The following is a 12,990-nucleotide window of genomic DNA, read 5'->3' as shown; positions in this document are numbered from 1 at the left end:
ACCATTACCTTGCGCAGCTTGCCACATTCGGAATGAACACCAAACTTAGTCATGATGCAGTCCTTTCAATGATGAATGTTGTAACCTTTTTCCGCTCGTCCCCTCCCCTGCGGGAAGGGACGAAAAGCAAAAGGCTTGCTTTAGTTTTCGGCCTCGTAACGTTCTTTCAGCTGCCACACATAAACCGGCAACCCCAGCATCAACAACACAATCCCCCACATCACCACCTCTGCGCCCGAGCCGTACAGCGCCCAGACCGAGTAGGCGAAACCCACACTGGAGAACACTAGCGGCGCGGCGAAGTCGCGCCGGGAAAACTGGCCCTTGCGCATCAGCATGATGGCCAGCAGGGCCATCGAACAGAAGGCGTAAGGCAATAGCGTGGTGGCTGTCGCCAGCAGGATGATGAACTCGAAAATCTTCACCCCGCCGTCGCCGCCGGCGTACTTGATCGCCAGCAGGATGGTGACCAGCCCGCTGCTGAGCAGCAGACCGAACAACGGCACCCCCGCCTTGCTGACCTCGCCGAATCGGCGAGGGAAAAGCTTGTCCTGCGCCGCGGCGTGCGGTACGTGCGCCTGCATCAGGCTCCAGCCGTTGAGCGCGCCGAAGCAGGAAACAATGGCGCCGAAGCCCACCGCGAAGTAAGCCCAGTCGCCCCACATCAGCCGGGCGGCGTCGGCAAACGGCGCCTCCGACTTAGCCAGCGCCTCCGGCGACATCACACCCATCAACGACAGCGTGGACAGGATGTAAAGCGCGGTAGCGAGCAAGGTGCCGATGACGGTGGCCCGGGGAATGTTACGTTCCGGGTTTTCCACATCGCCGGCCGGCACCGAGGCCGATTCCAGCCCCAGAAACGCCCACAATGTCAGCGCCATGGTGGCGGATACCGAGCTCAGCAAGGGTTTGCCGTGCGGGTTGAACACCAGATTGTCCATGTTCATGTGGAAAAAGCCGATGAAAGTCACCGCCGCCAACGGCAGCATCTTCAGCACCGTGGTAATCACCGCCACCATGCCCGAGCTGCGAGCGCCGCGGCTGTTGATCCAGGTAACCGTCCAGATGAGGCCGATTGCAAACAGGCCGGCGGAAAAACTGTCATGCGCCAGCGAGGGGATGAACACCTGCATGTAACTGGTGGCCGCCACTGCCAGCGCGGCATTGCCGGCCCACAGCGCGATCCAGTAACCCCAGGCGATCCAGAAGCCGGCAAAATCGCCGAAGCCCGCGTGGATATAGGCGTAAGGGCCGCCCTCTTTGGGAATCATGGCGGACAGTCTGGCGAACACCAGCGCCAGACAGATGGCGCCGGCGGACGTGACGGTCCAGCCGATCAATGACATGCCCCCGTAGGGAGCAAGGGAAGCGGGAAGCAGGAACACGCCCGATCCGATCATGTTGCCCACCACCAGGGCGGTGCACATCCAGACGCCCAGCGCCGCTTTTTTCACATTGGTCTCGCTCATGGTTTTATCTCCATCGAGGCCGAAAATCCGAAGCTGTTAAAGAACGTGTTCCGTATTAACATCACTATATTAGTATTTTGTGATTTTGTAAAGCACATGTTTTTCATGTTGTCCCCCTTAAGTCATCACGCAGCAAGAAAGCGGTGATTAATCATGCGTTAAATCCTTGCACAAGGCTGGATTACTCTGAAAATACGCCAGACAGCTCAGCATCAGGCAACTGTTATTAAAAGATTTTTTCACTACTCCATGATGATCCGACCGAAGAACTCGTGCCAGAGAAACGAAAAGACAGCCTCGCGCGCGGAGGCCGGGACAGATGCAGTATAGAAGGCAGGACAACGTCGTGAAGGATGCGCGACGTTGCAGCTTGATCCACCGCAGAGCGGGGGCGTCAGACCGTCACAGGCCCGGAAGATACACGCGACAAGGACCAGTGCGCCAGCGCCCACTGCCATAACTCGTCGCGGCCATGACAATCCGCGGGCGGCCGATGGCCAAGCCGGATCAGCGCCAGCCTCAGCTGGCTGTCGATGTCCGCCTCGCCAATGGCCGGCGCCAGCGTTTGCTTGGATAGTTTCTCGCCATCGGCATTCACCATCACCGGTAAATGGCAATAGCCCGGCTTCGGCAAACCCAGGCACTGCTGTACCCAAAGCTGACGCGGCGTGGACACCAGCAAATCTGCGCCCCTCACGATATCCGTCATGCCCTGCTCGGCATCATCCACGACCACGGCCAGCTGATAAGCCCAGAAGCCATCGGCGCGCAGCAAGACAACATCGCCGGTGTCGTGAGCCAGATTTTGCCTGTACTCGCCCTGCAAACGGTCTTGCAGCAGCAGTTCGCGATCCTCCACCCGCAGACGCCAGGCCCGCCCTTCCCGGCCGGCGGGCAAACCCCGTCGGCAAGTGCCGGGATATACTGGACCATCCACCCCACGCGCGGCTGCGGCGGCAATTTCCTTGCGGGTACAGGCGCAGGGGTAAGCCCGGCCATTCTCGATCAGCTGCTGCAATGCGGCGCGATAGAGCGCATGCCGGCGGCTTTGATACACTATCTCGCCGTCCCACTGGAAACCGAAGGCTTCCAGTGTGTGCAGAATGGCATCCGCAGCGCCGGGCACTTCACGCGGCGGATCAAGATCCTCCATGCGCACCCACCATTCACCGCCGCGGCTGCGCGCCTCCAGATAGCTGCCCACCGCGGTGGTCAGCGAGCCGGCGTGCAACAGTCCTGTGGGGCTGGGGGCGAAACGCCCGCGATAAGCGGTATTGATCATTGCGACAAAGCTGGAAGAATGAAAAGGCACTGGCGAACAATGATCCTGCATCAATAATGACGGTAGGCGCCGGCCCGACACTGCCTGGCCAGCATCCGTTATTACACTCATCAGGAGGATCCAATGTGGCGTACGTTGTAACCGATGCCTGCGTCAAATGCAAATACACCGACTGCGTGGAAGTCTGCCCGGTGGACTGCTTTCGCGAAGGGCCCAACTTTCTGGTGATAGCACCGGATGAATGCATCGACTGCACGCTCTGCGTGGCGGAATGTCCGGTCAACGCCATCTACGCGGAAGACGACGTGCCGGCCGATCAGCAAGAGTACATCGCCCTCAACGCTAGACTGGCCAGCCGTTGGCCTGCCATTACCGAGCAGAAGCCGCCGCTGCCGGATCATGCAGACTGGGCTGGGGTGAAGGACAAACGCAAGTTGCTGGAAGAGTAAGCCCAAGCCGCAAGCGGCCTTCGACCAAGCTGCGCCCTATCACCATGCCGTTGGTAAAAGCCCCTCAACCGGGTACAAAAAAGCGGGCCCGCGCCTGCCAATCCGGGCCGTCCGGCGCAGCTCAGACAAACAGGTCGATATCGCCGCCAGGCTGGCTGGCGGTCTCCCGATCCAGCCTGCGGCTGTAGGCCTGCTCTTTCTCCAGCAGCACCTTGGTTTTCTTCAGTTTTTTGACCAGTACCTTGCCGCCATCCGGAAAGAAGAACACCTTGCGCGCGCAGTCACCCAGCAAATCCTCAGCCACGATGGGGATGTTCTCGCCGCGTAGATAATCACGCACAAACAGGGTGTTGCGTTCGCCGATATTCACCACCGACATGCCATCCAACACATTACCCGCGCCAAACACCTTGGCCTCCAGCCGGTGGCGCTGCGCACCCAACTTTTGCATGTCCGTGATGAGCAGCTCCATCGCGTGCACGCCGAAACGGGCAGAAACGCCCAGCGAGCCCCCCATGTCGGTGCCTTGCGGCAAGAGAAAATGGTTCATGCCATACACGCCGGCCTGCCTATCCATCAGACAGGCTGCAACGCAAGACCCCAGCAAGGTGGTCAGCAACAAGGGTTGGCGCGTTGCGAAATACTCGCCAGGCAGCACCTTCACCGCCTCCATCTGGAAATGACGGTCGTAATAGCGATTAGCCACCTGCTGCTCGGCCTGTCTCATGTCGCTCTCCGGGCAAAGCCGCCTTGCAAGGCTTCCATGACCTTGTCGGCTAGTTGCTCCAGCGGGTAAGCCTGCATGGCCGCCCCCACCTGCATGGCTTCGCGCGGCATGCCGTACACCACGCAGGAGGCTTCATCTTGCGCAAAGGTCACCGCACCGGCCTCGCGCAGGCGGAGCATCCCCTGCGCGCCGTCCTTGCCCATGCCGGTCATGATGACCGCTACCGTCTGCGCGCCTGCGTAGCGGGCAACAGAATCAAACAGCACATCCACCGCCGGGCGATGCCGATTGACCGGATCGGTCTGCTCCAGCCCGATGGTGAATCCCCCCCCGCCTTTGCGCAGCACCATGTGCGAGTGTCCCGGCGCGATATAGGCCATGCCGCGACACACCGGCTCCCCATCCTCGGCCTCCTTCACTCCCATGGGACTGCAGCCGTCCAGCCGTTTGGCGAAAGACAGGGTGAAATGCTCGGGCATGTGCTGCACGATCAGCACTGGCGGACAATCGGCCGGTAAGCCTGAGAGAAATTCCTTGATGGCTTCGGTGCCGCCGGTGGAGGCGCCCACAGCAATCAGCGCATTGCCGGCCAGCTTGGTTGAGGCCAGCTTGGGCGCGGACGACTGCGGCTGGCGAAACAACAGCGGCCGCTTCAGCCGGGCTGCGGCGACAGTGCGAATCTTGTCGCGGATATCGTCGGCATAAGTCTGCATGGTACGGCTGACATCCAGCGTCGGCTTGGGCAGGAAATCCACCGCGCCCAGCTCCAGGGCGGTCAGGGTGGTCTCCGAGCCGGCCTGCGTCAGCGAAGAAATCATCAGCACTGGGGTTGGCCGAAGGCGCATCAAGCGGCGCAGGAATTCGATACCGTCCATGCGCGGCATCTCCACATCCAGCGTGATCATGTCCGGGTTGGTCTCCCGGATGCGCTCACGCGCCACGATGGGATCGGAGGCTGTGGCCACCACTTCCATGTCCGGCGCTTCGTTGATAATGGTCGTCAGCAGGCTGCGAATCAGGGCGGAGTCGTCCACCACCACGATGCGAATCTTGGGTTGACCCATCGTATTCTTGTTGTCAGTCATGGTTCACCCGCCGGTAAACGGTGCGGCCGCAAGGCTGGAAAGCATCGCAGATGTGTTGGATGTTTTCCGAATGCCCCAGAAACAGCAGGCCATCAGGCATCAGGCATTCCGCCATCTGCCGCAGTATTCTCGCCTGGGTCGGCTTATCGAAATAAATCAGCACGTTGCGGCAGAAGATGGCGTCGAACGGTCCCATCTGCGGCCAGCTCTCCTGTACCAGATTGAACTGGTAAAACTCCAGATACTGTCTCAACTCCCGCTTCAGGCGCACTTTGCCCTCATTGCGCCCTACCCCGCGCAGGAAAAAACGGTGCAGCAAGGCCGGAGCAAGGCTCGCCACCCGCTCTGCGTCGTAAACGCCGGCCGATGCATGCTGCAGCACTTGGGTATCGATGTCCGAAGCCACGATGTGGGTATTGGCCAACGAGACTCCCGGCACCTGCAGCAGCGTCAAAGCGATGGAGTACGGCTCCTCACCGGTGGACGACGCCGAACTCCACACATTGTAGGGGCGCCCTGCGCGCAAACGCTCTTGCGCATGCTGTTTCAAAGTATCGAAATGATGCGGCTCGCGGAAAAACGCGGTCAGGTTGGTCGTTAGCGCATTGATGAAGTGCTGCCACTCCGGCGACGCCTCAGCCCCCTCCAGCATGTCCAGATAATCGGCAAAGCGCTTCAGACCATGCTGGCGCACCCGACGGGCCAGCCGCGAATACGCCATGTGAGTTTTGCTGTCGTTCAGCGCGATGCCCACCCGCTGATACACCATCTTCCTGACACGGCGGAAATCGGTCAGCGTGAATTTGAGATCGCGAGGATCCGCCATCGCTCACCCCGCAATCAGAACTCTTCCCACTCGTCGTCGCCCTGCGAAGCAGCGGGCTTCACCCGCTCAGCCGACATGGCGGCCCGCGCTGCAACAGGCTTGACCTGCACCCCCTTCGCCGGCGAGGCATGGCGCGCTCCGTTGACAAGGCCATGCGCCGTCGACGGCGATGATGCGCGTCGGGCTGGCGAATGCGCCAGACCGTCAACCCGGAAAATGGAAACCGCGTCGGCCAAATGTCGCGCCTGCTCTTCCAGCGATTCGGCGGCGGCGGCGGCCTCTTCCACCAGCGCAGCGTTCTTCTGCGTGTTTTCGTCCATTTGCGTTACGGCAAGATTCACCTGCTCAATGCCGGAGCTCTGCTCGATGGATGCCGCGGAAATATCGCTCATAATGTCGGCGACGCGGCGGATGGACACCACGATTTCATCCATGGTGCGTCCCGCCTCATCAACCAGACGGCTGCCGGATTCCACCTTTTCCACCGAGTTGCCGATCAGCGACTTGATTTCCTTGGCGGCGGCGGCGGAGCGCTGCGCCAGATTGCGCACCTCGCTGGCTACCACAGCGAAACCCCGGCCCTGTTCGCCGGCGCGCGCGGCTTCCACCGCAGCGTTAAGCGCCAGAATATTGGTCTGGAAAGCGATGCCGTCGATCACGCTGATGATGTCGACGATTTTCTTCGCGCTGTCGTTGATTTCATTCATAGTGGACACCACATCGCCCACCACGCGCCCGCCGCGCGCGGCAATGTCGGACGCGCCGATGGCCAGCGAATTGGCTTTCTTGGCGTTTTCGGCATTCTGGCGCACGGTGCTGGTGATCTCTTCCATGCTGGAGGCTGTCTCCTCCAGGCTGGCAGCCTGTTGCTCCGTACGGCCGGACAGGTTGGCGTTGCCGGCGGCAATCTCTTGAGACGCCGTATTGATGGCGTCGGTGGACTCTTTGATGTTCAGTACGATGTCCTTGAGCCGGTCCACCGTGCTGTTGGTATCGCTCTTCAGGCGTCCGAGCATGCCGTCGTAGTCGTTGTGGATGGTATGCGTCAGATCGCCCTGCGCCAGATTGCCCAGCACGCCGGCAATGTCTTCCAGCGCCTGACTGGTAGAGGCCAGCAATTGGTTGATGCCCTCGCTCAGTTGCAGGAAGAAACCCTGCTTGCCCTCGCTCTTGAGGCGCACGCTGTAATCGCCGCGGGCCGCGGCATTGACGATGGAGGCGACTTCCTGCTCGATATCCACCTCAAGCGTGCGATCTTTCCATTCGACCACCGAGCCCAGACGAACGCCCTCGGTGTCGAACACCGGGTTGGCCACCAGTGAGAAATGACGTCCGCCCACGGCGATCTGCGCGCGATAGGTGCCGCGCAGATTGGCCAGCAGCTCGCGCTGGTGCGCAGGATTGCGATGAAAAATGTCCATATTGCTGCCCAGCATGCCGCGCACGCTGAAATTGGGCAGGGCCTTGCGCAAGTCGGCCTCGGCGTGAGTCAGCATCTCCATCACGCTATGGTTGGCATAGATGATGTTGCGATCGTTGTCGGCGATCATCACATTGGTCGTAACGTTGTCCAGCGCGCTGCGGATGCGGGCGTTTTCCGCGGCCAGCGCCCGCTCCGCCGCGCTGCGCGCCTCTTCGGCCGACTTGGCCGCCAGCTCCGCAGTCCGGTCTATCCACTCCACGCCAAAGCCCAGCCGGTCACCATTGCGGCCGAACACCGGGGTCATGATCAGGCCGAAGGTGCGGCCGCCCACCATAATCGTGCCCTTGTGCGGGCCGCGCTGCTGTTGCATCAGGTTGTGCTGGTAAGACGGATTTTTGTGGAAGGTATCAATGCTGCTGCCCAGCAAGGCCCGCGAGGAGAATTGCGGCAAATCCCTGCGGATATCGGCTTCGGCCTGGGCAAACATATTGATCACGGACTGATTGGCGTACACCACTTTGTATTCGGCGTCGGCAATCATCATGTTGGTGGCGGAGTTGTCCAGCGCATTGCGCACCCGGATGTTTTCCACTGCTTTGTCCGCCGCTTGCTTCATGTAGGCGAACAGGCTGGTCGTATCGCCATCGGCAACGCGCAACTCCGTGGTGACCTCGCCCTCTGCCAGCTCCTGCATCAATTTGACCGCCACATCAGGCTCGCCACCCAGCTGGCGCATGATGGAGCGCGTCAGCATCCAGCCTGCGATCAGCGCGATCAATACAGCCAGCGCCATGGCCATCAGCATTTCCTGTTCAGACGTTTTGGCCTGACGCAGGGTATCTTCAGCTATCTTTTTCGAGAGGCTTTCTTCAAAACTGATGTAATCGCCGATGGCCTTCAGATACACCAGCTGTGTTTCCCGCAGCGACTTGAAGAGAAACTCTCTTGCCTCATCGTTCTTGCCGTCCGCCAGCAATTGATTCAACTGAGCGGTTTGCTGCCGATTCTGCGCGTCTATCGATTTGACCGCCTCGAACAGCGCCAGGCCGCCTTCCGGAATGCCTTGCGCAAGGCTTTGCAGATCGGACTTGATGATCGCGTCGGATTCGGAGATTTTATTATGCTGATCACTGATGATGGCGGGATCGCTTGTCAGCAACAGGGTGCGCGTAGCGCGCGCTATCTGGTTGACGTTATCCACCACCTTGTTGGCCGAAGCCGCTCGCGGCACATGCACATTGGCCATTTCGTCGATATTCGACTCCAAAGCGCGAATCTGCGTTACCGCCACGCCCAGTGCGGCCACAATCACCGCCACCAGTAAACCGAAACCCAGCAGCAACCGGTGTTTGATTTTCATGCTGTTCATATCCCCGTCTCCCTTGCCTTGTTGCCTGCCGTCAGCCTCGGTTGCTTGCGTCCACCAGGGCCATTTCATCACTGCTCATCATTCGCTCGATATCGACGATGATCACCATCCGCTCCTCCAGCGCGCCCAAGCCTTCGATATAGGCGGTATCCACCATGGCCCCCAGTTCGGGCGGAGGCCGCAAATCGCCGGGCTCCAGCTGGATGACATCCGACACGCCGTCCACCACCATGCCTACCGTGCGCTGGAGAATATTCAGGATGATCACCACGGTGAACTGGTTGTACACCGGCTCGCCCAGGCCGAACTTGATGCGCATGTCGACTATGGGCACGATGCTGCCGCGCAGGTTGATCACGCCCTTGATAAAATCCGGCGCGTTGGCGATGCGAGTCACCGCGTCATAGCCGCGTATTTCCTGCACCTTGAGAATATCGATGCCGTATTCCTCATGCCCCACGGTAAAGATCAGCAACTCGCGACTGTTGCGATTGCCCACCGTGAGCCGGTCCATCTGTTCAGCCGCGCTCATTGCACGCCCCCTCACTGCTCAAGCAGTCCGGCCTGACTCAGGGCGGCCGCGCCGCGCTGGTTCTGCCTGACGATGGTGGATATGTCGAGGATGAGCGCCACACGCCCATCCCCCAGGATGGTGGCGCCGGACACGCCGTCCACCTTGCGATAATTGGTTTCCAGATTTTTCACCACAAACTGCTGCTGCCCGATCAGGTCGTCCACCATCAGCGCCACTCGGGCTTCGGCCAACTCCACGATCACCAGAATCGCCTGCTCCGGGTTGGCGATATGGCCGCTGATGCCGAAATAATCGCCCAGCGCCACAATGGGCAGGTACTGGCCACGCACATTCACAAGCTGCCCGCGGCCGCCTATGGTTTTCACATCGCCAGACTGGGGCTGCAGCGACTCAAGCACGAAAGACAACGGCACGACATAGGTTTCCTCGCCGATGCACACCGACATGCCGTCCATGATGGCCAGCGTCAATGGCAAGCGAATGCTCATGGTGGTGCCGAAATCCGGCATCGAATCAATCTCGATACGCCCACCCATGCTCTGGATATTGCGTTTGACCACATCCATGCCCACGCCCCGGCCGGAGACATCCGTCACTTCCGCAGCAGTAGAAAAGCCCGGCTCGAATATCAGATTCCATACCTCGACATCGCTCATGGTGTCGGCAACTGTCATGCCGCGCTCGCGGGCCTTGGCGAGAATGCGCTCCCGAGGCAGGCCCGCGCCGTCGTCAGTCACTTCAATGACGATGCTGCCGCCTTGATGAAACGCCCGCAAAGTCAGCCGTCCGGCGGCGGATTTACCCTTGGCCAGGCGCACCTCGGGCGATTCGATACCATGATCCAGACTATTGCGCACCAAGTGCGTCAGCGGATCGGCCAGCTTCTCGATGAAGCCCTTGTCCAGCTCGGTGTTTTCACCGACGGTTTTCAGCTCTACCTGCTTGCCCAGCTTGCCGGCAAGATCGCGCACTACGCGGGGAAAGCGATTGAACACGAAGGCGATCGGCGTCATCCGGATGGACATCACCGCTTCTTGCAACTCGCGGGAGTTGCGCTGCAAGGCGTTGATGCCGCCCAGCAAACGCTCGTGCAAGGCAGGGTCCAATACCTGGCTGGACTGGGTCAGCATGGACTGGGTAATCACCAGCTCGCCCACCAGATTCAGCAGCAAGTCCACCTTCTCGATATTGACCCGAATGGAGTTCTCTGCCGCCTGGGGTCTGGCGGCGGGCGCAACGATATCATCGCTCTTCGCTACAGGGCGTTCAGGCTGAGCGGTTTGCGCCGGCGGAGGAGGCACCGCCACAAACAGGCCGAAACCATCCTCTTCATGCGCTACGTCGCCCTGCCCGACCGTGCCTGCTGCCGGCAGCGGCTCAAACAGGCCGAAACCGTCCTCCTCCTGCGCCCCCACCGAACCGGCGGCTTCCACAGAAGGCAAGGGCTCGAACAAACCAAAACCATCATCCTCATACGATGCCGCAGGCCCTAGCGCGCCACTGCCAAGACTATTGTCCAGAAACAGGCCGAACTCGCCGTCATCTTCCACGCCGCCATCCAGACTGATACGCACCTTGTCCGGCGCAATGGCAAACGCCAGCGACTCGCTCACCTCATCGGGTCCAAGCGCAGAAGTAAATCGCACCACCCAGGGTTGTGCGGTTTCTTCGTTGCCTTTCATCAGCACATCCAGCGCGCCATGCGTCGCGAGGGACGCCAGCAAGTCCGGGATGCCGGCCTTTTCGTCGGCATCAAGCTCTATCAGCAGCGTCCAGACTTCGGGCTGCTGCCTGACTGTCGCCACCGGCGCCGCTGCTTCAACAGGAGCCTCGGCATCGACAGCAGCCAGACGAGCCAACTGCCCGGCGACATCGGCCACTCGCTCGGCAGGCACTGCCGGTCCGCCGCGATGCGCCGCCAACATGCCCTGCAACACGTCCTTGGATGTCAGGAACAGATCCACCATGGATGCGGTAAGCGCCATGCTGCCCTTGCGCACGCGATCCAGCAGGTTTTCCAGTACATGAGTGAGTTCGGCGAGATCCGCAAAACCGAAAGTGGCCGCGCCGCCCTTGATGGAGTGCGCGGCACGGAAAATGGCGTTGAGGTCCTCATCGTCAGGTGCCGACAAATCGACGGCCAGCAAGACGGACTCCATTGTGGCCAAGTGTTCTTCGGTTTCTTCGAAGAACACTTGGTGAAACTGGGTCATGTCGATGCTCATGTCCCCTCCTTCGCCGGAGTCAGGCAAACGCGCCGGTTGCGGCAGCGCCCGCCCCGAGCGCGGCAGCCCAACCAGCGGCGCGCTTCGGCAAACATGAGATCACCCCACCAGGCGCTTGACGACGTCAAGCAGCTTTTGCGGGTCGAAAGGCTTGACCAGCCAGCCGGTAGCTCCGGCAGCCCGGCCCAGCGACTTCATTTCATCGCCGGACTCTGTGGTCAACATGAGGATGGGAGTTGTCGGGTAGCCCGGCAGCTTGCGCAAAGCGCGAATCAGTGACAAGCCGTCCATGCCGGGCATGTTCTGGTCGGTCAGGATCAGATCGAAGCGATCCCCCTGCGCGCGGGCCAACCCGCTATTGCCGTCCACAGCCTCCACTACTTCATAGCCAGCGCTCTTAAGGGTAAAGGTCACCATTTGACGAATGGAGGCCGAGTCATCGACTGTCAGTATCTTTTTTGGCATGTGCTTCCCGCTTTGTTTAGACAGCAGGCCTCAGAACAGATCCACGCTCCCGCTCTGCATCTTGTCCTGGGCCACAGGATTTTTCGACAAGGACTGGCGCAAGCCGGCGATTTTTTCGTCCATCGCCTGCCGGACTTCGAGCTTCCCCAAGCCCTCTTCCGCCTGACTGCCCGTCAGCGCCACAACCTCTTCCACGCCCTGCAGTCGCTTGGCAACATGGTTGATCAATTGCGACACCATGTCCTGAAACTGCAGGGAGCGTACCGCGTCGCTCACGTGATCGGACAGTTGCCGCACACCGCCCCGCAGGCGATCGATCACTTCCGACATCTCGCCATCAATGGCGGCGATGCGATCCGATGTGTCATTCATTTTCTGCTTGGCCTGCAAGGTGAACATCATGTCTTGCGACGCCAACTGGTGAATCAGCTGTTCCCCGCCGGCAACGGAGTCTTTTACCTTGAGCGTCAGATCCCGGATCTGATCGTTGAAACTGGCGGTCCGCTCCGACAGGCTGCGCACTTCGTCCGCCACCACCGCGAAACCGCGCCCCAGCTCGCCAGCTCTGGCCGCCTCGATGGAAGCATTAAGTGCCAGCATATTGGTTTGATTGGTGATGTTGTGAATCTCATTCAACAGCCGAGCCACATCGTCCACCTGCTGATCAATCAACTCCATTTGCTCAACCAGCAACATGCCCAAGCGGCTGTTCTCCACCGTCTTGTCCACAAAGCTGCTCATGGCTTCGGCGATCTCGGTCACAAACCCTGAAAAAGACAAGCGATGAGAATCCACCCCCACATCACCGCGCGCCAGGCTTTCGGCCAACCTCAGTTGCTCTCCCGCCTCGGACGACAAACCGGAAAAACTTCCCACCAGCGTATGCACAGCCTCCTGAATGAGGTCTTGCACCCGCCGCACCTCCCCCTGCGCCTCCTGCAACTGCAACCGGACAAAACCGGCGCAATCCACATCATCAGTGCCGGTTTTCCCGGCCGGTTCGGCCTCGCTTTCCGCTTCGGCAAACCCGCCTCGCGAACGCGCAATCCAGCACTGCCAGGCCATGAAACCAAACGAGATCAGCACCAGGCTCCATGGCGGAGCAGCCCACCATGCAGCCAGCAGCAATATGCCC

The 12,990-nt window shown here is 60.4% G+C and carries 11 protein-coding genes; 1 reads left to right on the top strand and 10 read right to left on the bottom strand.

Features of this window, described 5'->3' with window-relative positions:
* Positions 1-140: 140 nt before the first annotated feature.
* The gene (locus tag Q0P52_RS04785) at positions 141-1,469 is read right to left on the bottom strand and encodes an amino acid permease (protein ID WP_293764916.1); all 1,329 of its coding nucleotides are present in this window, start codon (positions 1,467-1,469) and stop codon (positions 141-143) included.
* 394 nt (positions 1,470-1,863) lie between these two features.
* Entirely contained in the window at positions 1,864-2,751 is an 888-nt protein-coding gene (gene gluQRS / locus Q0P52_RS04780; protein ID WP_293764917.1) for a tRNA glutamyl-Q(34) synthetase GluQRS, read from the bottom strand.
* 125 nt (positions 2,752-2,876) lie between these two features.
* Between gluQRS and fdxA the strand changes: the two genes are divergently transcribed.
* Positions 2,877-3,200: a ferredoxin FdxA gene (gene fdxA / locus Q0P52_RS04775; protein WP_293764918.1), complete on the top strand. Its 324-nt coding sequence runs from the start codon at positions 2,877-2,879 to the stop codon at positions 3,198-3,200.
* Between the two features lie 121 nt (positions 3,201-3,321).
* On the opposite strand, the gene cheD is transcribed toward fdxA, so the two are convergent.
* The 8 genes from cheD to Q0P52_RS04730 form a co-directional block, all read right to left on the bottom strand.
* The gene (gene cheD / locus Q0P52_RS04770; protein WP_293764919.1) at positions 3,322-3,927 is read right to left on the bottom strand and encodes a chemoreceptor glutamine deamidase CheD; all 606 of its coding nucleotides are present in this window, start codon (positions 3,925-3,927) and stop codon (positions 3,322-3,324) included.
* Positions 3,924-5,012 (bottom strand): chemotaxis response regulator protein-glutamate methylesterase, encoded by a 1,089-nt coding sequence (locus tag Q0P52_RS04765; RefSeq protein WP_293764920.1) that lies wholly within the window; start codon positions 5,010-5,012, stop codon positions 3,924-3,926. Before Q0P52_RS04765 ends, cheD begins: the two co-directional genes overlap by 4 nt.
* Positions 5,005-5,838 (bottom strand): CheR family methyltransferase, encoded by an 834-nt coding sequence (locus Q0P52_RS04760; protein ID WP_293764921.1) that lies wholly within the window; start codon positions 5,836-5,838, stop codon positions 5,005-5,007. Before Q0P52_RS04760 ends, Q0P52_RS04765 begins: the two co-directional genes overlap by 8 nt.
* Positions 5,839-5,852: 14 nt before the next feature.
* Positions 5,853-8,621, bottom strand: a complete 2,769-nt coding sequence (locus Q0P52_RS19330) for a methyl-accepting chemotaxis protein (RefSeq protein ID WP_366061811.1) — start codon at positions 8,619-8,621, stop codon at positions 5,853-5,855.
* A gap of 40 nt (positions 8,622-8,661) precedes the next feature.
* The gene (locus Q0P52_RS04745; protein WP_293764922.1) at positions 8,662-9,162 is read right to left on the bottom strand and encodes a chemotaxis protein CheW; all 501 of its coding nucleotides are present in this window, start codon (positions 9,160-9,162) and stop codon (positions 8,662-8,664) included.
* 11 nt (positions 9,163-9,173) lie between these two features.
* Positions 9,174-11,390: a chemotaxis protein CheW gene (locus tag Q0P52_RS04740; RefSeq protein ID WP_293764923.1), complete on the bottom strand. Its 2,217-nt coding sequence runs from the start codon at positions 11,388-11,390 to the stop codon at positions 9,174-9,176.
* A 99-nt stretch (positions 11,391-11,489) separates the two neighbouring features.
* Positions 11,490-11,855 carry a response regulator gene (locus Q0P52_RS04735; RefSeq protein WP_293764924.1) on the bottom strand — a complete coding sequence of 122 codons (366 nt, stop codon included), beginning with the start codon at positions 11,853-11,855 and terminating at the stop codon, positions 11,490-11,492.
* Positions 11,856-11,885: 30 nt separating this feature from the next.
* Positions 11,886-12,941 carry a methyl-accepting chemotaxis protein gene (locus Q0P52_RS04730; RefSeq protein ID WP_293764925.1) on the bottom strand — a complete coding sequence of 352 codons (1,056 nt, stop codon included), beginning with the start codon at positions 12,939-12,941 and terminating at the stop codon, positions 11,886-11,888.
* Positions 12,942-12,990: the final 49 nt, after the last annotated feature.

The sequence above is a fragment of the uncultured Aquitalea sp. genome (assembly GCF_945957525.1).
Taxonomy (GTDB): domain Bacteria; phylum Pseudomonadota; class Gammaproteobacteria; order Burkholderiales; family Chromobacteriaceae; genus Aquitalea.
The sequence above is the reverse complement of the archived record's forward strand: the minus strand, read 5'-3'. Positions and strand labels throughout refer to the sequence as shown.